This window comes from Actinomadura sp. WMMA1423, from assembly GCF_006547145.1.
Lineage (GTDB): Bacteria > Actinomycetota > Actinomycetes > Streptosporangiales > Streptosporangiaceae > Spirillospora.
Map to the genome: position 1 here is coordinate 1,340,406 of NZ_CP041244.1, position 21,961 is coordinate 1,362,366.

Consider the following 21,961-nt stretch of genomic DNA (forward strand, 5'->3'; position numbering starts at 1 on the left):
ATGCGGTGGACCGACTGACGGCGCAACGTGGGGGTGAAGGCATTGCCATCTCCGGCAACGATGTACGCCACCTCACTGGAGTGCGCGGTGAGGACCATCGGAGGGAACCTGATGGGTAGAGCAGTCGGCATAGACCTCGGCACCACCAACTCGGTCATCGCGGTGACGGAAGGCGGTGAACCTCGGGTCCTCCCCAACGCGGAGGGGGCACGGACGACCCCGTCCGTGGTGGCCTTCACCGAACAGGGGGAGAGATTGGTCGGGCAGTTGGCCCGGCGGCAGGCGATCATGAACCCGAAGGGCACCATCACCTCGGCGAAGCGCTTCATCGGACGACGCTACGACGAGATCGAGACCGAGAAGGACGCGGTCTCCTTCGACGTGGTCGAAGGTTCCGACGGGACGGCACGCTTCGAAGTGCGCGGCAAGCAGTACGCGCCGGAGGAGATCTCGGCGCTGGTGCTGCGCAAGCTGGCGGACGACGCCGGCAAGTCGCTCGGTGAGAAGGTCACCGAGGCGGTCATCACCGTGCCCGCCTACTTCAACGACGCCCAGCGGCAGGCCACGAGCGACGCGGGGAAGATCGCCGGGCTGGAGGTCCTGCGCATCATCAACGAGCCTACGGCGGCGGCACTGGCCTACGGTCTCGACAAGAAGGCGAACGAGACCGTGCTGGTGTTCGACCTGGGCGGCGGCACGTTCGACGTCAGCCTGCTGAACATCGGCGACGACGTCGTGGAGGTCCGCGCCACCTCCGGTGACGGCCATCTCGGCGGCGACGACTTCGACCGCCGGATCGTCGACCACCTCGCCGACGAGTTCCAGCGGGACAACGGGATCGACCTCCGCGCGGACCCGCAGGCTTTGCAGCGGCTGTTCGAAGCCGCCGAGAAGGCCAAGGTCGAGCTGTCCACGGTGACCCGGACACAGATCAGTCTGCCGTTCATCACGGCCGACGCCAGTGGCCCGAAACACCTCGACACCTCGCTGATGCGCTCCGCGTTCGAGCAGATCACAGCGGACCTGATCGAGCGCTGCGTCGGCCCGGTGGAACGGGCGATGAGCGATGCCAAGGTCACCGCAGACGACATCGACGAGGTCATCATGGTCGGCGGGTCCACCCGGATCCCCGCCGTGCAGAGCCTCGTCCGAAGGCTGACCGGCGGCCAGGACCCCAACATGTCGGTCAATCCCGACGAGGTCGTGGCGCTGGGCGCCGCGATCCAGGCCGGTGTCCTCAAGGGCGAGGTCAAGGACGTCCTGCTGCTCGATGTCACTCCCCTCTCGCTCGGCGTGGAGACCATGGGCGGAGTGATGACCAAGATCATTGAGCGGAACACGACCATCCCCGCCCGCCGGACCGAGACGTTCAGCACCGCCGAGGACAACCAGAACGCGGTCGACATCGTGGTTCTGCAGGGTGAACGGGAACGGGCCGCCGACAACCGGGTGCTGGGTCGCTTCCGGCTGGAGAACATCCGCCCCGCACCGCGCGGCGAACCGCAGATCGAGGTGACGTTCGACATCGACGCCAACGGCATCCTCAACGTCTCCGCGCGCGACAAGGACACCGGCGCCGAGCAGCACATCACCATCAGTCAGAGCTCGAATCTCGACGAGAGCGAGGTCGAGCGCATGATCGCCGATGCGGAGCAGAACCAGCAGGAGGACGCCCGGCTGCGCGCGCAGGTCGACGCGCGCAACGAGCTGGACTCGGCCATCTACCAGGTCGAACACCGGCTGGGTGAACTCGGTGACACGGTGCCCGTACATGAGAAGGCGCGGGCCGAGGGGCTCGTCGAGGACGCTCGCCAGGCCATCAAGGAGGAGGCGCCGCTGGACCGGCTGCGCACGCTCACCTCCGAACTCCAGCAGATCCTGCACGGACTGGGACCGGCCACCGGAGCGGGCGCGGGTCAGCGTCCCGCCGGTGCCACGACGGAAGGCTCGGATGACGATGTCATCGACGCCGAATTCACGACGGACTGAGCAGACCGGGCAGCCGGCCGGCCAGGACCGCCCGCTTGAGCGGCCCGAGCACGCCGGGCAGGAGCCCGAGCGGGACGGGGCCGCCGACGCGGCCGACCGGGATTCCGGCGAGGTCGAACGGCTCAGGGCGCGGGTCGGGGAACTCGAGGACCTGTGGCGGCGCGCAGCCGCCGACCTCGACAACCTGCGCAAACGCCTGACGCGCGAGTTGGAGACGCAGCGCCGTGCCCAGCGGGCGGAGGTCACCGGGGCGTGGCTGCCGGTTCTCGACGACCTCGAACGCGCACTCCAGCACGCCGAGTCCGACCCGGCGAGCGTCGTCGAAGGCGTTCGCAGCGTCCGGGACCGGGCCGTGGCGACCTTGCGCGACCTCGGCTATCCGCGTCGCGATGACCTGGGGGTCCCGTTCGATCCGGCCCGGCACTCGGCGGTCGCCGTGCGCGCCGACCCCGGTGTCCCGCCCGGCACAGTGGTCGAGGTGCACCAACCGGGCTACGGCGACGACGAGAACCAGTTGCGTCCGGCACTGGTGTCGGTGTCGGCCAGGACCGGTGACTGATGGCCGTCCAAGATCCGTACGAGGTGCTCGGGGTCTCCCGGGACGCCGGCCAGGACGAGATCCAGCGGGTCTACCGCAAGCTCGCCCGGGCCCACCACCCGGACATCAACAAGGACCCTGGAGCCGAGGAGAAGTTCAAGGACGTCTCCGAGGCCTACGCCATCCTGTCCGACCCGGAGCAGCGCCGCCGCTATGACGCCTTCGGGCCCGACTTCCGGCGGGTTCCGGAAGACGTCGACCCGGACATGTGGGCGCGCTCTCGGGCCGGTGCCGCCGCCGGCGCCGGCCGCGCCGGGCCCTACGCCACCACGGGCGGCGGCCGCACCGGCGGGTTCGGCGAGGACATCGACCTGGAGGATCTGTTCGGTGGGATCTTCGGTGGCCGTGCGCGTGGCGGCGGCTGGTCGACCTGGTCACCGTCGCAGGGCGCGGACCAGGAGGCCGAGATCGAGGTCAGCGTCGAGGAGGCGTACCAGGGGACCAGACGCACCATCACCCTCGAGCGTCCAGGGGGCCGGCAGACCATCGACGTCACCGTTCCCGCCGGTGTGACCGACGGCCAGCGCATCCGGTTGGCCGGGCAGGGCGGGAGCGGCGACACCGCCGGCGACCTTTTCCTGGTGGTGCGGATCGCCCCGCATCACCGCTACCGCGTCGAAGGTCGCGACATATACACCGACCTGCCGCTCGCTCCGTGGGAGGCCGCCCTCGGCACGACGGTGGGACTGCAGACGCCCGGCGGCGAGGCCAAGGTGAAGGTGCCCCCCGGCACGTCCAGTGGGCGGCGGCTCCGGCTGCGCGGCCGCGGGCTGCCCAACCCTCGCGGCACCCCAGGCGACCTGTTCGCCGAAGTCCGGATCGTGGTGCCGCCCGAGCCATCCGAAACGGAACGCCGGCTGCTCGAAGAGCTCGCCTCGGCGTCACCGTTCGACCCGAGGAGGTCGTGATGGTACAGCTGCTGCCCGGCACGGTCTACGCCATCATCCCGACCCGTTCCCGGCGGATGGACCTCGACGCCTTCGCCGAGGCCGCTGGAATCCATCCCGAGCTGGCACGCCGGCTGGTGCGTCTCGGGCTGCTCGATCCCGAACGCGACCGCTCCGGCCGGCTCTGGTTCCCGCCGGGGCAAGTCGCCGCATACGGACGCCTCGAACGCCTGCGGACGGGGCTCTGCCTCAACTACGCCGCGCTGGGACTCGTGGTCGAACTACTCGACCGCATCGCCGAACTCGAGCGGGAACTGCGCATCCAACACCACACCGGAGGCCCAACGTGGACCCCAATCGCCTGACCCAGAAATCCCAGGAGGCCTTGCACGACGCCCAGACCAAGGCCTTGCGCTTCGGCCACGTCGAAGTGGACGGCGAGCACCTGCTGCTCGCCCTGCTCGACCAGGCCGACGGACTGGTCCCGCGGCTGCTCACCGAGGCGAAGGCCGATCCTGCACGGTTGCGCGAGGCGCTGGAGGCTGAGCTGGGACACCGCCCCAGCGTGAGCGGTCCGGGGACCGAGCCCGGCCAGGTCCTGGTGACCCAGAGGCTCTCCCGCCTGCTCGACACCGCCCAGCAGGAGGCCGAACGGCTGAAGGACGATTATGTCTCCGTGGAGCACCTGGTCATCGCACTGCTGGAGGAGGGCACGGCGACGGCGGCGGGACGGCTGCTGGAACGCCAGGGCATCACCAGGGACTCCTTCCTGGAGGCCCTCACCCGGATCCGCGGGAACCAGAGGGTGACGTCCGCGATGCCCGAGGTCGCCTACGAGGCGCTGGAAAAGTACGGCCGTGACCTGGTGGCCGATGCCGCGGCAGGCAAACTCGACCCCGTCATCGGCCGGGACACCGAGATCCGCCGTGTCGTCCAGATCCTGTCCCGCAAGTCCAAGAACAACCCCGTGCTGATCGGCGACCCCGGCGTCGGCAAGACCGCCATCGTCGAAGGGCTCGCCCTGCGCATCAGCAACGGCGACGTCCCCGAGGGCCTCCGCAACAAGACGATCTTCAATATGGACATGGGTTCGCTCGTCGCCGGCGCCAAGTACCGGGGCGAGTTCGAGGAGCGCCTCACCGCCGTGCTCAACGAGGTCAAGGCGGCAGAGGGCCAGATCCTGCTGTTCGTCGACGAGCTGCACAACGTCGTCGGCGCGGGCGCCACCGAAGGGGCCATGGACGCCGGCAACATGCTCAAGCCCATGCTCGCCCGCGGCGAACTCCACATGATCGGCGCCACGACGGTGGAGGAGTACCGCAAGCACATCGAGAAGGACGCGGCCCTGGAGCGGCGCTTCCAGCCCGTCCTGGTCGACGAGCCCACCGTGGAGGACACCGTCTCCATTCTGCGCGGCCTGCGCGAACGCCTTGAGGTCTTCCACGGCGTGAAGATCCAGGACGCCGCCCTCGTCGCCGCCGTGACGCTCAGCCACCGCTACATCTCCGACCGGTTCCTGCCCGACAAGGCCATCGACCTGGTCGACGAGGCGTGCGCCATGCTGCGCACCGAGATCGACTCCCTGCCGGCGCCGCTGGACGAACTCACCCGCCGCGTCATGCGGCTGGAGATCGAGGAGGCCGCACTGTCCAAGGAGGAGGACGCGGCGAGCAAGGACCGCCTGGAGAAACTACGGAAGGAACTGACCGGGCTGCGCGCCGAGGCCGACTCCATGCGCGCCCAGTGGGAGGCCGAGCGCCAGGCGCTCCGCAAGGTGCAGGCGCTGCGCCAGGAGATCGAACAGCTTGGGCAGGAGGCCGCCCGCGCCGAGCGCGACTACGACCTCAACCGTGCCGCCGAGCTGCGGCACGGCCGGCTGCCCGACCTGGAGCGGCGGCTGCGCGCTGAGGAGGAGCGGTTGGCCGGCAAGCAGGACGGCGGACGCCTGCTGCGCGAGGTCGTGACCGAGGAGGAGATCGCGGCGATCGTGTCGCGTTGGACGGGCATCCCGGTGAGCCGCCTGCAGGAGGGCGAGCGGGACAAACTGCTCAAGCTCGACAAGGTTCTGCACGAGCGCGTGGTCGGGCAGGACGAGGCCGTCCAGCTAGTGTCCGATGCCATCATCCGCGCCCGCTCGGGCATCAAGGACCCGCGCCGCCCCATCGGCTCGTTCGTCTTCCTCGGCCCCACCGGCGTCGGCAAGACCGAACTGGCCCGCACCCTCGCCGCGGCCCTGTTCGACACCGAGGAGAACATGGTCCGCATCGACATGAGCGAATACCAGGAGCGCCACACCGTCAGCCGGCTGGTCGGCGCACCCCCCGGCTACGTGGGATACGAGGAGGGCGGCCAGCTCACCGAGGCCGTCCGGCGCAAGCCCTACTCGGTCGTGCTGTTCGACGAGATCGAGAAGGCGCACGGCGACGTCTTCAACACGCTGCTCCAGGTGCTCGACGACGGCCGCCTCACCGACGCGCAAGGCCGCACCGTCGACTTCCGCAACACCGTCATCATCATGACGTCCAACATCGGGTCGGAGCACCTGCTGCAGGGCGTCACCCCAGAGGGTGAGATCGAGCCGGACGCCCGCGACCGGGTGATGGGCGAGTTGCGCCGCCATTTCCGTCCCGAGTTCCTCAACCGGGTCGACGACATCGTCCTGTTCAAGCCGCTCACGCTGCCGCAGATCGAACAGGTCGTCGACCTGATGTTCAACGACCTTCGCGCCCGACTGGCCGACCGGCAGATGCGGCTGGCGATCGACGAAGACGCCCGGCGGCTGATCGCCGAGCAGGGCTTCGACCCGGTTTACGGCGCCCGTCCGCTCCGCCGCTTCATCGCCCGCGAGGTCGAGACCCGACTCGGCCGCGCGCTCCTGGCAGGGGATGTCCGGGACGGCGCGACCATTCACATCACCGTCGCGAACGACGAGCTGGACGTCCGCTACGAGAACCCCGAGTGACCGGCGGGCGCGCCGCCCTATTCACGGTGGACTTCGCCCGGTTCCGGCCGTGCGGACACCACGCCAGCTCGGGTGCCGTAGTCGGTCATCGCCGAGTCCACTCGGTAAGGCCACCTCACCGACCCGTTCCGGCCGCACCCAGCGGGCGTCCCTCGCATGCTGAGAGGGAACGTCGGGAACCGGCGGGTCGTCCTGCCGCAACGGCGTGAGACGCTCGGCGAGGTCGTCCAGGCTCGCCTCGGTGAAGCCGGTACCGACATGACCGGCGTATCTCAGCCGCCCTCGCTCGTCGTTGACGGCCAGCAGGAGCGCGCCGATCCGTTCGGCACGGCGGCCCTCCCCCGGCTTCCAGCCGACGACGATGACCTCCTGGGTCCGAAGGTGCTTCGTCTTGGTCCAGTCCCGATGCCGTTGCCCTGGTCGGTAAGGGGAGTCGAGGCGCTTGGATACCACGCCCTCCATGCCGAGACGGGACGACTCGGCGAAGACGTTCGCGACGTCGTCGTGGGAAGTGGTCGTCCTCCAGCGCGGCCCCTCCAGTCCGAGCCCGTGGAGAACCCGGCGCCTCTCGGCATAGGGCAAGGCGATCTTCGACTTGTCACCACGGTGCAGCACATCGAAGATCACATAAGAGACGGGGTTGGACTGGGCCAGGGCCTGGATGCGGCGTGGCCGGCGAAGGTGCATGCGTGGGCCGAGCGCCCTGAACGACGGCCTGCCGTCCGGCCCGAACGCCACGATCTCCCCGTCCAGCACCACCGGCACGTCGACCGCGGCGGCGAGCGGGGCGAGTTCGGGCCAGGCAACAGTGATGTCCTTGTCGTTGCGCGACATCAGCTTCAACCGACCGTCGCGGATGTAGGCGACAGCCCGGACTCCATCCCACTTCAACTCGGCCGCCCAGCCTTTCATGGTCGGCAGATCCCCCAGCACGGCCAACATCGGCGGATACATCGGCAGGCACCCCATGGTTACGACCTACCATCCGGCAGACGACAGGATGCCCGCCGCCTGCAATAATCGAGGAAATTCCCGCCTCCACCGGTCCAGACTTCAGCCCGAGAGAGGCCCCAGGAAGCTTTCCGAACGCCGCGGATGATCCAGGCGCATGACCTCCGTGCTCACCACTTTCCCGCCTGCGCAGGATCTCGGACCGTCGGCCCCTCCACGACATCGTCACGGTGGACATGGCGGTCGGCACGCTGCAGCAGAGACTCCATCGACACGCACCGACGAGCTCTCACGCTCTTCCAGGTCAGAGCCCTCGCACCATGATCTTCCTCCTAGAAGTAAGGGGCCGCGGGGAGCCGATCGGGGAGCCACCGTGGTCAGCCCCCTCTGGACTCGCCACGACTCCCCCGGACGTTTCCGCAGGTGAGAGGCTCCCCGATCGACTCCCATCGACCTTGATCGACTGGTCTGCTGTGCCTGGGGGTCAAGGGGTCGTGGGTTCAAATCCCGCCGTCCCGACAAGAAGTACCAGCTCAGAGGCCGTTTCTCCACCACGGAGAACCGGCCTCTTGATCGTTAGTTAGCCGTTCGTTAGCGAACCCGGCCGCCCCCAGCGGCACTCGACCGGTTCACACGGGACCAGATAGACCGGCCTCCGCCCGATCCGGCCCACCGGATGTTCACACGTCCCGACGCCCGCCTGCCTGCCCCTCGGTGACCCGCGACGCGAGCCCACCGATCACGCAGCACGAGCTGCCCCCGCCGATCGGCACCGGAAGGTCATCTCAACGGTGGCCGGGCTCCTTCACGGAGCCCGGCCACCTGCCCTGGGCTGCTTCTGGCCCTGCCTCGGCGCCGAGACACCCCCGTTCTGTGCGTCGATCAGCAAAGGAGCCTCGCGGCGCCTTACCCCGAAGCGCCTGGCTACGGCGTCCGCCCTCAGAGGCGAAACAAGGAAGCCCCGGTCCCTCTCGGGCCGGGGCTTCTTCGGTGCCATGTTCGGGCGTTAGCGCTTCAGAATCGCCACGAGGCTCGCGAACTCGTCGCGTCGCAGGGTGAACTTGGCGCCGGCCGGGTCTTTGCTGTCGCGGATGCCTACGGCCTTGCCGAGGTCGGCCAGTTCGACGCAGTTGTCTCCGGCCTCACTACTACGCGACGACTTGCGCCAGGTCACGTCCATCGCTCCTCCACAACCTTCCGCATCAGTTCGACCGACGCCTTCGGTGAAAGCGCCGCCGCCTGGAGCGTACTGAAAGCCTCGCTGACGAGCGCCAGGTCTCGCGGCTCTGCACTCGTCTCGCCCCCGATGTTGCTTTCCAGGTACACGATCTCGCTCCGATCGGGTTGAGTCGCGATCACGAACGGCGCTCGGGCGTCGCGGTAGTAGCCGATCGGAGCGATCTGAATCGTGATGTTCTCCCGCTCCGACATCTCGATCAGATGCTCCAACTGTTCGCGCATGATCTCCCGGGAACCGACCTCACGGAGGAGGACAGACTCGTCCAGTACGACGAACACGGTCGGAGGGTTCGGCTTGGTGAGAATTCTCTGCCGTTGCATCCGCTCGCGGACGGCATCGTCGTTGCACAGGAGCACACGTGCGTACGCCTCAGTCTGCAGAAGCCCGTAGACCAACCTGATCTCGAAAGCGCGGAGCGCGTCAGCGGACGCCTCGGCACGGGGGAAGTCTGCAAAGAACTTCGGGTAGCTGCTGGAACGTAGGAGTTCGTCCCATGCGTCGACCAGGGCCGTTCCCGAGTCCAGCGCCTTGTCCATCCGTTCGGCGAAGTCCCTGCGGCACTTGGTGCGCCCGGACTCGACCTGCGAGATGTAGCTCCGGGTGACCGCCGTCCGTGCGGCCAGTTCCGTCCGATTGAGTCCCGCTTCCTCGCGGAGGCGCGTGACCTCTGCGCCGAAGGCGACGGTCTTGGATGTCGGTTTGCGTGCGGCCACTGCTTCGCCTCCACGTGAGCGAGGGGAACCCACCTACCAGCGATCGACAGCGCCACGTGTGTGCTGGGGCGCTTCGGTGGTAACGCTACGCGGCGGAGTTGAAGCTGTGCAGCGAGTTACCTGAACCCGTCAGTGGCCAGCGAAGGTCGTGCCGATGTCCGCAGCACCGCAAGCTCCTGAAGTCCCGACGATCGTCCTCGATTCCACCGATCAGGCGCCGCGCCTCGCGCGCCGGTTCCTCGCCGAACAGTTCGCCAGTTGGGGCATCACCGACGACTACACGGGCCGTCTCGTGGTCTGCGAGCTAACCACGAACGCCTACAAGCACGGCGAAGGCCCGATCATCGTCCGGCTCCTCCTCGACCCGGACGATGGGCAGCCGGTGATCGAGGTATCGGACACTGGCACGGGCCTTCCCACCGTCCAGCCTCAGGACTATGCCGCCACCTCCGGCCGTGGCCTCCAGCTCATGGCGGAGCTCGTGGACGAGTGGGGAGTCAAGCGCCTCACCGGCGGCGGCAAGGTCGTCTGGGCCAGGCTGCCCTGACGCTGCGATGTCCCCGACCCGAGGAGCCAGGGGCCACGCTCTGTGTGAGGAAACGATGCAAGTCACATTGCTGCTACTGCAGCATCTCTTCCCTGAATGGTCGATCACGCTGGATCGGGAGGGGATCTGGAGGGCGACGGGGCGCGTCCTGATCTCGGCGTCCGACGTGGACGGGTTGATGGACCTGCTCCACACCGCCGACCCAGAAGCCTTCGAGCGCGCCTTCCTCCAGCTCGAAGAGCGGAAATGAGCGACCGGCGAGAGGAGCCCCTCCATGCGGCGAGTGCTGGCAGGCCGCGCAATGAAGAGCCGTTCGATCACGGACGTCGACGACCGGAGCGCACTGGACCCGTGGGAGCCGACGGCGCTGATCTGCTTTGTGCATCCTGCGGCAGCGGAGCCCACGCGTTCGGGAAGTCAGCCATTGCCAGGCGCGCTTGCGCGTTCGGGCCGGCCGGCGGAGGTGAGGGCGCGCCGCCCGCTGGGCGTGCCTCTCGCGTAAGCGCGGCGGCTCTTCGAGCATCGTCGGCCTGAGCCTCCTCGGATAGGCCTCAGGCTCCGGCACCGCCGAAAGAGCGACAGAGCCGGTAACTGGACACTCCCGTTCCTTGGGTGGAACGAGATGGAACGGGATGGAACGCCTTTGGTATGGGGCGATGGTCGCCCGGCGACCGCCGGGCATCGCTCCGAGGAGGGCGCGATGGGACCGATGCGGAGTTCACGGAGACGGTGCAGGTCGGCGGTGATGGCCGCCCCTCGAGGGGGCAGTGCGGACATGTCCAAGCTTGAGGCTTTGTGTCCGCCGCCGTCCAGCGAACACATGGGGCAGGGGGCCCACCCCGCGCCGGGCGCCGCGCCGCCCGGGTGCGGGCCGGCCGATCTGAAAGGCGCCTACAAGTCGCCCACGTACGGCCCCGGACATGGCCCGAGGGTCGCGATTGTGGATGCCTTCGATGACCCGGCCACCGAGGAAGACCTCGCGGTGGACCGCGCACAGCACGGCCCGTCGCTGCGCATGACTGCCGACGACTACTTCCCCAAGATCAAGATGCGGGGTCCCATCCGGGAACTCCCGAGCACGGACTTGGCCCGGATCGGGGAGATCTTCCTGGATCTGGACATGGCCTGGGTCCCCTGCATCCTCGCTGGTCGAAGCCACCGACCACACGGCTCCGGCAGACCCTGGCCTCGCCACAAGGCCCACGATCACCCCCCTGCGCCCGTCAGCGGTTGCCCGGCGTGCGTGGACAGGAGGGCCGGTCATGACCGGTGAGGCGATCGACACCTGGCTTCAGCCGGTGCGTCCGGTCCTGGATCCCGCGGACCAGGTCGACTGGGACCGACTGGCGGCCCTGGAGACCGAACTGGACGAGGTACTCGCCATCCACTCTGTCGACCTGCCTGACGGACCCGAGCGCTCGCGTCGACTCATGGCCGTCCGGCTGGCGATGGTGGAACGCGGCTTCCTGGACTCCATGAACTCGCCCCTGTTCGGGGTCCTCGCACAGTTCCTCTGCGGCTACCGGGACGTCGACCTGCGGGACGCGGTGACGCTCGGGTACGGCAGGCTGATCACCCAGCACGGACGCGCCGCGCTCCGCCAGCGGTGGGGGTCGTCCCTGGCGGCCGGCGCGCTCGTGGGCGTCGCCATCACCGAGCCGCACGGCGGTTCCCGGCCGGCCGCCGCGCGGACCCGCGCCACGCCCGGCCCGGACGGGACGTGGCTGGTCAGCGGCCGCAAGACGTGGATCAGCCGACTCGACGAGGCCTCGGCGTTCGTGGTGTTCTTCCAGGCCCCGGAGGGGGGCCTGGTCGCAGCGGCGATCGACGCCGCCGAGCCGGGCCTGTACCGCGAGCCCGTGTCGCCGGCGGGCCTGGCCGGGTGGACGTGGGGGGTTCTGGACCTGGACGCCGTGCCCGTCCACCCCGATCGCGACGTCCTGCGCGGCGACGGAATGGCCCTGCTGCGCAGGCATTTCACCGCCTACCGGCCGCTGGTGACCGCCACGGCGCTCGGCGCGGCCGCGGCCGTGTTCGACGCAGCCAGCACCCATCTCATGTACCGGAGAAGCAGCGGGGACCTCCCTCGACTGCGCGACTCCGCACTGGTGGCCCTCGGCCGGACGCACGCCCAGCTGACGACCGCGCTGCTGGGCACCGCCGTCGCCGCGCGGCTGGCGCACGCCGAGGCCGACTGGGCCGAGCAGTGGGGCTGGGAGATGAAGGCGCACGGCGTCGACACCGCCTGCCAGGCCGCCGCCGAGCTCGCACAGCTGCTCGGGGCCTCGGGGTACCGGGCCGACTCGCCGGTCGCCAAGGCCCGCCGCGACCTGGGCGCGCTGCAGTTCGCCGACGGCATCCACGACTCCCTCTACCGCAGCTCCGGTAAGCGCCACACGACTCCGCGGCCGGCGATGACCGAACCCCCGCTGCGGCCCCTGGCCAGGTCGGCGTGACCGCACCCGACCCGCGGGCACGCCGGGCTCCCCGCACGCCCGGCGCGGCCGCTTCCGCATCATCCAAGGAGACCAAGAGCACCATGCATCAGTTCCTCAACCTCAAGAAGTCCGTGCGCATCAGCACCGAGTTCTGGGACGTCACAGAGAAGGCAGGACTGTTCGGCGTCACGGTGGACGGGATCGGCGACGGCAGGCACCGCGTGCTGGCCGACGGCCACGAGTTCGTCAACATGTCGTCGTACTCCTATCTCGGCCTCGACACGCACCCCGGGCTCGTCCGGGCCGCGGCCGACGCCGTGCTCGCCCAGGGGGCCCTCAACAGCTCGGCCTCGCGCCTGAGGCTCCATTTCGGCGTGCTGCAGGACGCCGAGGCCGCGCTGTCGGACCTGTTCGGCGTCGAGGCGGTCACGGTCAACTCCTGTGCCCTGGCGGCCTGGACGAGCCTGCCGCTGGTGGCCTCGGGTCTGCTCACCGACGGGGTCCCGCCGCTGATGGTGTTCGACAAGAACGCCCACTTCTGCATGAACGCGATGAAGCCGAGCGTGGCCGACGAGGCGGAGATCGTCACGATCCGGCACAACGACGTCGAGGCGCTGGAGGACCTGTGCCGCCGGCACCGGCAGGTCGCGTACGTGGCCGACGGTGTGTACAGCACCGGCGGCGTGGCCCCGATCGCCGAGTTGCTGCGCCTGCAGGAGAGGTACGGCCTGTTCCTGTTCTTCGACGAGGCGCACAGCACCTCCACCGTCGGGCGGAACGGGCGCGGCGTGGTGCTGGAGACGATGGACGGGTTCAACGACCGCACCCTGATCATCACCTCGCTGAACAAGGGGTTCGGCGCATCCGGCGGCGCGGTCTTCCTCGGCCGCCGCGGCGCGCGGGAGTGGGTCGACATCGCGCTGCGCAGCGCCGCCCCGCTGATGTGGTCGCAGCGGATCAACACCGCGGGGCTCGGCGCCGTGCTCGCCTCGGCCGAGCTGCACCGGAGCGCCGAGCTGGCCGGGCTGCAGGACCGCTTGCAGGCCAACATCGACCTTTTCGACGGCCTGGTCGACACCGCCGAGCGCGGCGACGGGCTGCCGATCCGGTTCGTGCAGGTCGGCTCCGAGGCGGGGACCGTCGAGCTGGCGCAGGACCTGATGCGCGCCGGCTACTTCGTTTCGCCGATCTTCTTCCCGGTCATCGGCCGGGGCCGGGCGGGCCTGCGCGTGATGCTGCGCTCGAACATGACGACCGAGGAGATCGAGGGGTTCTGCGGGCTGGTCAACAGCCTGGGGCGGCGCGAGCCGGCCGGGGCGGGGGCGGCGTGATGAAGCCGACCCTGTTGTTCGTCGCCGGCGCCCGCGCCCTTCCCTTCAGCGTGAACATGGCCGAGGCGGTGCTCGCGCAGACCGCCGCGCGCGGGATCCGCACGATCGTCACCACCACCGCGCCCGTCCTGGCGGCCACGCCCTCGATCGTCGCCGCGGCCGATGAGGCCTCGGTCGTGGACTACACCGATCCGCGGAAGAACGCGGAGTGGGCGCGGCGGCGCGTCGCGGCCGGTGAGCGCATCGCGGCGGTGTTCGCTCTGCTGGAGATGGCCCAGGTCGCGGCGGCCGAGACGGCGGCGGCCATCGGCGTGCCGGGCAACCCGCCCGAGGTGATCCGCCGGATCCGCACCAAGGACGCCTGCCGGACGGCGCTGGCCGAGGCGGGGTTCGCCCAGCCCGCCGTGCGGCTGTGCGCGAACGCCGCCGACGCGGAGGACTTCATGCGGGACGCCCCGGGCCCGTGGATCGTCAAGCCGCGCGACGCCATGGGCAGCATCGGGGTGAGCCTGGTGTCCTCGGCCGCCGACCTGCCCGCGGCGCTGGCGCTGCTGCCGGACGCGGGCACGTTCCTGATCGAGGAGTTCGTGCCCGGGACGGAGTTCAGCATCGAGGGGATCTTCCTGGACGGCCGGCCGCACTTCCTGGCCGTCACCACGAAGGAGAAGACCTCCCCACCGCTGTTCGTCGAGACCGCGCACGCCCTGCCCGCGGACCTGCCCGAGTCCCGGCGTGAGGAGATCGAGGAGGTGGTGTCCGCGGCGCTCCTCACCCTGGGCCTGCGCGTCGGGGCCTTCCATGTCGAGTTCTGGCTGACGCCGGGCGGCGTCGTGCTCGGCGAGGTGCACGGTCGCCTCGGCGGCGACTGGCTCTACCTGATGCTCGGGTACGCCATCCCAGGCCTGGAGGTCTTCGGGCTGGTCATCGACGACATGCTGGGCCTGCCGCGCGCACCCGGCCCGCCCCGGCCCACCCGCGGAGCGGCGATGCGTTTCCTGACTCCGCCGCCGGGCACCCTCGTGGCGGTCGAGGGATGGGATGAGGTCCGCGCCCATCCGGCGGTACTGCACGCGGAACTCCTGATCGGCCACGGGGAGGAGATCCCCCCGGTGCACTGCTCCCGCGACCGGGCCGCGGTCATCGTCACCGGTGCGGAGACCTCGACGCGGGCGCGCGAGATCGCCGAGGAGCTCGCGCTGTCGGTCCGGTTCGTGACGACGGCAGACGGGGCCGGGCCCGGGGAGCCGGCGGCCTGATGATCCCCAGCGTCGCCGCGCGCCGACGGGTCGCGGGAGTGCTTCCGAAGGGCGGCCGCCCCGCCCGCCTGCTCGCGTTCGCCACGCTGGTGAGCACGGTCGGCTACGGCGTCTACCTCACCGCCGGGGTGCTGTACTTCACTCGGGCGGTGCACCTGCCCGCGGCCCAGGTGGGGATCGGGCTGACCCTCGCGGGCGCGCTGTCGCTGGCGGCCGGGATCCCGTTCGGTCACCTGGCCGACCGGAAGGGCGCCCGTTCGGTGTACGCGCTGACGCTGGGGTTGGGCGCGGTGTCCATGGCGGGCCTGTGCCTGGCGCGCGGTTTCTGGACGTTCCTGCTGTTCGCGAGCCTCGGCGCCGCCGCGCAGTCGGCGGGCCAGGCCGCGCGCGGCCCGCTCGTGCAGGAGTACGGCGGGGAGCGACCCGCCGAGTTCCGCGGGTACCTGCGCTCGGTCACCAACGCCGGGATCTCGGCGGGCGCGCTGCTGGCGGGCTGGGGCGTCGCCGTCGACACCCGGCACGCCTACGTGCTGCTGCTCGCGGGCAGCGCCGCGTCGTACGGGGCGTCGGCGCTGGTCGTGCTGTTCCTGCCGTACCTGATGCCGGTGCCGCGGGGCGCCGGGCGGCGATGGGCGGCGCTGCGGGACCGCCCCTTCCTCGTCCTGACCGTGCTGGACGGCGTGATGGCGATCCAGTACCGGGTGCTGACCGCGGCCGTGCCGCTGTGGCTGGTGAACCGAATCCTGGCGCCGAAGTGGTCGGTGACGGTGGTGATGCTGATCAACACCGTCATCGTCGTCCTCTTCCAGGTCCGGGCGAGCCGCGGCATCACCACCCCCGCCCTCGGCGGCCGCACGCTGCGCCGCGCGGGCTTCGCCTTCCTGGTCGCCGCCGCGCTGCTCTCGCTCATGGCGGGCGCCCCCCTGTGGACCGCCATGCTGCTGCTGCCGATCGCGGTGATCATCCACACGGTCGGCGAGATCTGGCAGGCCGCGGCCGGCTTCGAACTGTCCTACGCGCTGGCCCCGCGGCACGCCGTCGGCCAGTACCAGGGCCTGTTCGGCATGGGCCTCGGCCTGGGGATCACGCTCGGCCCCGCCCTGCTCATCACCCTGTGCGTCGAATGGGGAGTGCCGGGATGGTGGCTCGTCGGCGGCCTGTTCGCCCTGACCGGCCTGGCCGTGCCCCCGGTCGTCCGCTGGGCCGAACGCGACCGTCCGCACCTGCGGGCCCGGAAGGGAGACCTCGAGCCGACCGCGTCGTAGCACCGTCACGTCCACGCCCGGCCGCTAGCCCGGCCATTTAGGGTTGATCTTCGCTTGCATCGTTCTACCTGGGCGTTTGTGGCAGATCGCCTGATGGCGGACTGTGGCAGTCCATAAACGGTGTGGCGTCGCGGGGCGGGAGGGGCGGCACGGTCCCTCGGACACCCGAGGCGGCCACTTGCGGCCAGTGGGTTGAAGGCTCATCCACTGAACCGGCGAGGCATGCTCTGCGTGTAGAACGATGCACGCGCTCGGCATCGGTTCGAAAACCCCCGCACGACCGAGGGCCGGCTACCGCGCGGCACGGCCGTGACGGCCGACGACGACCTGGGGGTGCACGGGCCTGTGACGACTTCACGAGAACTGTACGTCGCTCTGGCCACGCGGGGTGACGACGCCATCGAGTTATCTCTGGCGGCCGGGGAGCGCGCCCTGCTCGACGAGGGGGATCTGCGGACGAGCCGGCTCCGGTTCGACGCGGCCTACCGCGAGGCGGAGCGCTGGGGCGACGGGCAGGGGATGGCGCGGGCGGCGTTGGGCCTCGGCGGGCTGTGGGTGCACGAGCATCGCATGGCGGCCGTCGCGGAGATGGTGCGCGCCCGGCAGCGCACCGCCCTGTCGCTGCTCGACCCGCGGTCCTCCCTGGCCCTGCGGCTGCGAGTCAGGCTGGCAGCCGAGAAGGACTACGCGACCGGCGAGCACGCCTCCATCATGGCCCTGGTGGCGGAGGCCAGGCGGGCCGGCCACCCGGTAGCGCTGGCCGAAGCGCTGAGCCTCGCCCACCACTGCGTTCTCGGTCCCGAGCACAGGGCGCTGCGGCTGGAACTCGCCAAGGAGCTTATCGGCGAGGCGTCCAGAACCGGCCGCCGCGCCGACCTGCTGATGGGGCTGCTCTGGCATGTCGTCGACCTGTTCAGCAGCGCCGACCCGCACGCCGAGCGCAGCATGCGGGAACTGCGCGACCTCCTCGCCCGGCGGCCCCATCTCGCCGCCGGGGGCGTCCTCGACTCGCTCGAAGTGATGCTCAGCATCAGGCTGGGCCGGTTCGAGGAGGCCGAGGCGCTGGCCGGCGCCTGCGCGGAGCGCGGGGAGGCGACGGGCGACGTCTCCGCGACGGGCTGGTACGCGGCGCAGATCGGCACGATCCGGTGGTACCAGGGCCGCATCGCCGAGTGCCTCCCGGCGCTGACGGACCTGGTGGGCTCCCCGGTGCTCAGCCCCCTGGACAACGCCTGTTACGCGGGCCTCGCGATCGCCGCCGCCCACTCCGGTGACCGGCGGCTGGCGGCGGGGACGCTGGCCCGGCTGCGCGGCCGGGTGCAGGACGGAGCACCGCGCTCCAACACCTGGCTGTTCGCGATGTACGGGGTCGTCGAGGTCGCGCATCTCCTAGGAGACGCCGAGGCCGCGTCCCAGGCGTACGAACTGCTGAGCCCGTTCGCGGGACTCCCGACGCTCCTGGGCCTCGGCGGAGCGTGCCTGGGCTCGGTGCACCACTCCCTGGGAGTGGCCTCGCTGACCACCGGTGACGCGGACACCGCCGTGGGACATCTGGTCAAGGCGGTCGACGGCAACCTGGCGCTGTGGCACTGGCCGGCCGTGGTCCTGTCCCGGACGCGCCTGAGCGAGGCGCTCACTCTCCGGGACGGGCCGCGGAGCGAGGCCGCGCGGGCGTCGCTGGACCTGGCGGCGCAGGAAGCGGCACAGCTGGGCATGCCGGTCCCCGCCGAGGCGTCCGGCCGACCGGCGAAGGCGGGCCGCTCCGGCGACCGAGCGCCGGTGCTCGTGTGCGAACGCCAGGGCAGGCAATGGCGCGTCGCGCTGGGCTCGCGCACCGCGCTGGTGGGAGACAGCGTGGGCATGCGGCACCTGGCCACCCTGATCAACAACCCCGGGCAGGAGATACCGGCGATCACCCTGGCGATGGGACCGGCGGCCTCCCCGAGCGACGCCGCGCCCGCCCAGCCGGTCCTGGACGACGAGGCCAAACGCAGCTACAAGCGGCGGCTCTCGGAGCTGGACGCCGAGATCGAGGAACTCGAGTCGGCGGGCCGGTTCGAGCGCGCCGCCGCCGTCAGCGCCGAACGCGACTGGCTGATCGCCGAACTCGCGTCCGCTTCGGGCCTCGGCGGCCGGACGCGGCGCTTCGTCGGCAGTGAGGAACGGGCCCGGATCGCCGTCGGGAAGGCCATCCGGCGTGTCCTGCAGCGCATCGCCGACGCCGACGCGGGCATCGGCGCCGAGCTGCGCGCCACCGTGCAGACCGGGCTCCTCTGCTCGTACCACCCCAAATGAGAGCCCTGCGCGACGTGCAGCCGCCCCCCGGTGCCCGCCCAGGGCTAATGCGTTCTCACATGGCGTCTCAGCAGGGTGGAGGACGGTGCGGTGGCTGAGTTCTCGTTGCCCGGCGGTTTCGTGAATGGGTGCGTCCGTGTAGGTGACACGGTGCGCCGGCGGCCTGCTGCTCGTTCTCAGTTCGTGCACCGGCTGCTGGGGCTGTTGGAACGGAATGGCTGGGAAGGCGCCCCTCGGTTTCTGGGGATTGATGACCAGGGGCGGGAGGTGCTGAATTTCCTTGACGGCCATGTGGCGTGGGAGCCGGTTCAGTCGATCCGGGTCGACAGCGACGCCTGCCTGAGGCGGGTCGCCGAGCTGGTCAGGGAGTTCCACGACCTGACGGCTGCGACGGACCTGGCCGGTGGCGAGGAGGTGGTTTGCCACAACGACCTGTCGCCGAAGAACACGGTGTACCGGGATTCGGGTGCGGGGATGCGTCCGGTGGCCTTCATTGATTGGGACCTGGCCGCGCCCGGGCGGCGCGTCCATGACGTCGCGCACGTGTGCTGGCAGTACCTGGGGCTCGGGCCCGGCATCGATGACGTCGCGGCAGTGGCTCAGCGGGTGCGGTTGATCTGCGACGCCTATGGACTGGCCGATCGGAGCGAGCTGGTGGATGTGATCTTGTGGTGGCAGGACCGCTGCTGGCGCGGCATCGCCGCCGCCGCCGAGGCAGGCGACCCGGCGATGGTCCGTCTTCGCCAGGGCGGGGCCGTCGACGAGGTACGAGCCGCCCATCACTGGGTCAGACAGCACCGCGCAGAGTTGGCCGCAGGTCTGCTGCCGTAAGTGCGCTCCCGGAAGGCACCGGGAACCCACGTCCCAGGCCTCACTCCATTCCGGCGCCCCCAGCCGGTCCCTCGAAGGCCTGGGGTTCCTCGGTGTCGTACCCGGGCGTCAGCGCTTCAGAATTGCCACGAGCCCTGCGAACTCGTCGCGATCGGGGGTGAGCTTGGCGCCGACCGGCCGCCGCCCGGAGCGTCTGCACTCGTCTCGTCCGGGAGAAGCCGAGCCGGCGGTCGCGTTCGCCCTGTTCTGGGACACATCCGAGGGATGACGCAATACGACCAGCTAGGCGGACTCCCTTCGCTACGCACGCGCCTTTATCGTGCTGCCCGGACCGTGGGGCGGCCGACGTGAGGCCATGTGTGGCCTGAACGGCATTACGCGCTTTGCGCGTCTTGACTCCGGGAGCGGCGCTCCGGAGTCTGGCCTGTAGGAGTTGGGTTTCCCGCCCACGCGCGGCATGCCGCCCGCGACGCAGCCGTCCGTGCGGCTGAGTGGCAGGCGCCTCCAGGAGGCGGGCCCGTGGAGGTGTTCGCCGAGAGGTTGCGCGCGCTTGCCGACGGCTCTTCCGAGCGCCGCCGCCGGGAACGCGAGAGGCACGGTCGGATGCGATAAGCAAAACATGGCCAAAGACCTCCCACCAGAGGCCCGGCCGGGTATGGACACGGGCCGCACGACGTGGTGCGGACGATTCCCGTTCAATTCAGGTTGTGCGTGTTGCTCCATGGGGCCATAAAACGTCCACGGCTATGCGGCGCCGCCGGGCGTGCTCGACGATTTCGGCCGTTCCGCCACGGCCGCGGGCGGGAGCACCGTCCCATACCGCGATGAGCCGCTCGACGCCGTCCAGCATCGTCAGGCCGGCGTGGAGGTAGGAGCACGGACCAGGGCTCCGGTACGGCAACCGCCGCACCGCGGCCGCGCGTTCTGCCAGTTTCTCGAAATCACGCCGCGCGCGGTCCTCGAATCCTGCCTCGTATCCGGTCGCGGGAATGATGACCTCGAGTCTCCCGCCCATCGCCAGGATCGCCCGCGCGAAGATCTGGTCAGACCCCTCGGCCAGGCATGTGACACCGGTGATGTCCGTCGTCCGCTGGGCGAGCAGTCTCCGAATTCCCGCGTCCACCATGCGAGCGGTCCGTCCATCGAGGTCCCTATGGCCGGTCATGGCAACGCGCATGCAACTACCTCCGTCGGTTTAGGCCGGCCCTGGACGGTCGTCGGTTCACACGTGAGAAGCCCACCACAGCGTGTGCTCTCTGGAGATCGCCTCCTCGACCTCGTCCACGAAGTGAGCCCAGTCCGCCTCGGTTTCCGGCCACCGGATCCTTGAGGCGATCTCGGCGAGCTCCTGTGCCGCGATCCCGTAAGCCGTGGCCAGCTGCTGGTGCTGCCGCGTCTGTACCCACGCCAGTCCGCCCGCTGCGATGGCTCCGGCGATGCCGGGCAGGTCGAGAGACAGGACGCTGACGGCGTTCAGGACGGCCGCGATCAGGCCGACCGTCTCCAGCGATGCCAGTAGCACTGACCAGCGGGAGACGCTGCGCCCGTGCTTCCACGCACGCATGGAGTACCAACGGCTCTGATCCTCGATCCGTCCTGTTCGATAGGCCTGTTTGCGGGCGTCGAGGGGTCGCGCCCGCAGGGCCCGCATCTCCTCGGTGACCTGGAGGCCGTAGGTCTCTCCTCGTGACGGGAGGCTGTGCAGGTTGCCCAGGATCTTCGCGAATCTCTGCAGCAACAGCGTCTCGGCCGCCCGCTCGTCACCGGCGTCCTTGCCGAAGGGCTGGCCGCCGACCGCGAACCGCCAGGCGAGCGTCTTGGTGGACTCGGCTGCCGCTCGGGACTCGTACCACTGGCGGTCGGGCCGTTCGGTCAGGAGGTACACCTCGACGACGAGCGCGGTGCACAGGGTCCCTGCCGCGCCCACCGCGGCCGCGTCGAGCCGCCCCACGACGATGTCGAAGCTTCCGAGCACGGCGGCGAGCAGCAGGGCGACCAGACGCAGTGCCGTGGCCGCCAGCAGGCGCTGCTGGCAGCTGATCGCGCTGGTGTCAGCTGCTCGGAAGAGCGCGGGGTAGTGCGAATCCGCCAGTGCCTCCACTCCTTCGAGTTGAAGTAGAGTAATGCTTTCTGTCAACCCTCTGTGAATAAATGCTCGGTCCGTCGCAGCAGAGAAGGCCGGATCCGGCCATGTGATCGTTGCCGGGCGGTATGCGGGCGGCTTAGATCGCAGTAGCGGGCGGCTAGGACGATGCGCCAACTGGAAGAATCCGCGATGGCCGCCAGGCGGCTGCGTTGGGGGCAACCCATCAACGTAGCGGATGGGGGTCTTCCATGCCCACTTCTTGCGTGAACCCGATGCGCTTCCCCTATGCCTGCCTCATGTCCCGGAGATACGGATGGCCGACCAACGTACAATCGGGCAGGTTGTTTTGCTCCTCCTATGGATGCGACCAGACTGCGATGTAACGGTGCAGGAGCCTGGGGCAATGTCAGGCTAAAAAGTGCCTAAGCCGATGACCACGGCGCCGTGGCCATCGGCTTAGGCGCCTCTAAGTTTGGCGACTATCCGTAGCGACGAAGGAGCCGAGCGTGACCGTCGGTGCATGATAATACGAATGGGACTAAAATGGACGTTCTAGCAAAAAGTGACGCGCC

18 protein-coding genes are annotated in these 21,961 nt (G+C 69.9%); 13 read left to right on the plus strand and 5 right to left on the minus strand.

Features of this window, described 5'->3' with window-relative positions:
- The first annotated feature begins 111 nt into the window (after positions 1-111).
- From dnaK to clpB, 5 genes are read left to right on the plus strand one after another with little or no spacing between them, the layout of a single operon-like run.
- Entirely contained in the window at positions 112-1,989 is a 1,878-nt protein-coding gene (gene dnaK / locus FKD65_RS06510) for a molecular chaperone DnaK (RefSeq protein ID WP_141576621.1), read from the plus strand.
- Positions 1,952-2,548: a nucleotide exchange factor GrpE gene (locus FKD65_RS06515; RefSeq protein ID WP_240809994.1), complete on the plus strand. Its 597-nt coding sequence runs from the start codon at positions 1,952-1,954 to the stop codon at positions 2,546-2,548. The genes dnaK and FKD65_RS06515 overlap by 38 nt, the downstream gene beginning before the upstream one ends.
- Complete coding sequence (locus FKD65_RS06520) at positions 2,548-3,495, plus strand: DnaJ C-terminal domain-containing protein (protein WP_141576622.1); 948 nt, start codon at positions 2,548-2,550, stop codon at positions 3,493-3,495. The genes FKD65_RS06515 and FKD65_RS06520 overlap by 1 nt, the downstream gene beginning before the upstream one ends.
- Complete coding sequence (locus FKD65_RS06525) at positions 3,495-3,839, plus strand: chaperone modulator CbpM (RefSeq protein ID WP_141576623.1); 345 nt, start codon at positions 3,495-3,497, stop codon at positions 3,837-3,839. The genes FKD65_RS06520 and FKD65_RS06525 overlap by 1 nt, the downstream gene beginning before the upstream one ends.
- Positions 3,821-6,436, plus strand: a complete 2,616-nt coding sequence (clpB, locus tag FKD65_RS06530; RefSeq protein ID WP_141576624.1) for an ATP-dependent chaperone ClpB — start codon at positions 3,821-3,823, stop codon at positions 6,434-6,436. Before FKD65_RS06525 ends, clpB begins: the two co-directional genes overlap by 19 nt.
- A gap of 21 nt (positions 6,437-6,457) precedes the next feature.
- Here clpB and ligD read toward each other — a convergent pair whose 3' ends face one another.
- The 3 genes from ligD to FKD65_RS06545 form a co-directional block, all read right to left on the minus strand.
- A complete protein-coding gene (gene ligD, locus FKD65_RS06535; RefSeq protein ID WP_205718571.1) occupies positions 6,458-7,390 on the minus strand; it encodes a non-homologous end-joining DNA ligase in 933 nt (310 codons plus the stop codon).
- A 1,003-nt stretch (positions 7,391-8,393) separates the two neighbouring features.
- Positions 8,394-8,567 (minus strand): DUF397 domain-containing protein, encoded by a 174-nt coding sequence (locus tag FKD65_RS06540; protein ID WP_141576626.1) that lies wholly within the window; start codon positions 8,565-8,567, stop codon positions 8,394-8,396.
- Positions 8,558-9,340, minus strand: coding sequence for a helix-turn-helix transcriptional regulator (locus FKD65_RS06545; protein WP_168220960.1), 783 nt, complete (start codon positions 9,338-9,340; stop codon positions 8,558-8,560). Before FKD65_RS06545 ends, FKD65_RS06540 begins: the two co-directional genes overlap by 10 nt.
- 154 nt (positions 9,341-9,494) lie before the next feature.
- Between FKD65_RS06545 and FKD65_RS06550 the strand changes: the two genes are divergently transcribed.
- The 8 genes from FKD65_RS06550 to FKD65_RS06585 all read left to right on the plus strand — a co-directional run bounded on the left by FKD65_RS06550 (position 9,495) and on the right by FKD65_RS06585 (position 19,303).
- The gene (locus tag FKD65_RS06550) at positions 9,495-9,887 is read left to right on the plus strand and encodes an ATP-binding protein (RefSeq protein WP_141576628.1); all 393 of its coding nucleotides are present in this window, start codon (positions 9,495-9,497) and stop codon (positions 9,885-9,887) included.
- A 55-nt stretch (positions 9,888-9,942) separates the two neighbouring features.
- The gene (locus FKD65_RS06555; RefSeq protein WP_141576629.1) at positions 9,943-10,137 is read left to right on the plus strand and encodes a hypothetical protein; all 195 of its coding nucleotides are present in this window, start codon (positions 9,943-9,945) and stop codon (positions 10,135-10,137) included.
- Positions 10,138-11,149: 1,012 nt separating this feature from the next.
- Positions 11,150-12,343, plus strand: a complete 1,194-nt coding sequence (locus tag FKD65_RS06560; RefSeq protein ID WP_141576630.1) for an acyl-CoA dehydrogenase family protein — start codon at positions 11,150-11,152, stop codon at positions 12,341-12,343.
- 83 nt (positions 12,344-12,426) lie between these two features.
- Positions 12,427-13,656, plus strand: coding sequence for an aminotransferase class I/II-fold pyridoxal phosphate-dependent enzyme (locus tag FKD65_RS06565; protein WP_141576631.1), 1,230 nt, complete (start codon positions 12,427-12,429; stop codon positions 13,654-13,656).
- Positions 13,656-14,912, plus strand: a complete 1,257-nt coding sequence (locus FKD65_RS06570) for an ATP-grasp domain-containing protein (protein ID WP_141576632.1) — start codon at positions 13,656-13,658, stop codon at positions 14,910-14,912. Before FKD65_RS06565 ends, FKD65_RS06570 begins: the two co-directional genes overlap by 1 nt.
- On the plus strand, positions 14,912-16,177 hold the full coding sequence (locus tag FKD65_RS06575; protein WP_141576633.1) for an MFS transporter: 1,266 nt from the start codon (positions 14,912-14,914) through the stop codon (positions 16,175-16,177). The genes FKD65_RS06570 and FKD65_RS06575 overlap by 1 nt, the downstream gene beginning before the upstream one ends.
- 345 nt (positions 16,178-16,522) lie before the next feature.
- Positions 16,523-18,472, plus strand: coding sequence for a hypothetical protein (locus tag FKD65_RS06580; protein ID WP_141576634.1), 1,950 nt, complete (start codon positions 16,523-16,525; stop codon positions 18,470-18,472).
- A gap of 90 nt (positions 18,473-18,562) precedes the next feature.
- Positions 18,563-19,303 carry a phosphotransferase gene (locus FKD65_RS06585; RefSeq protein ID WP_141576635.1) on the plus strand — a complete coding sequence of 247 codons (741 nt, stop codon included), beginning with the start codon at positions 18,563-18,565 and terminating at the stop codon, positions 19,301-19,303.
- Between the two features lie 700 nt (positions 19,304-20,003).
- On the opposite strand, the gene FKD65_RS06590 is transcribed toward FKD65_RS06585, so the two are convergent.
- Positions 20,004-20,480, minus strand: a complete 477-nt coding sequence (locus tag FKD65_RS06590) for a hypothetical protein (RefSeq protein WP_141576636.1) — start codon at positions 20,478-20,480, stop codon at positions 20,004-20,006.
- Positions 20,481-20,525: 45 nt separating this feature from the next.
- A complete protein-coding gene (locus FKD65_RS06595) occupies positions 20,526-21,404 on the minus strand; it encodes a DUF4231 domain-containing protein (protein WP_168220961.1) in 879 nt (292 codons plus the stop codon).
- Positions 21,405-21,961 lie beyond the last annotated feature (557 nt).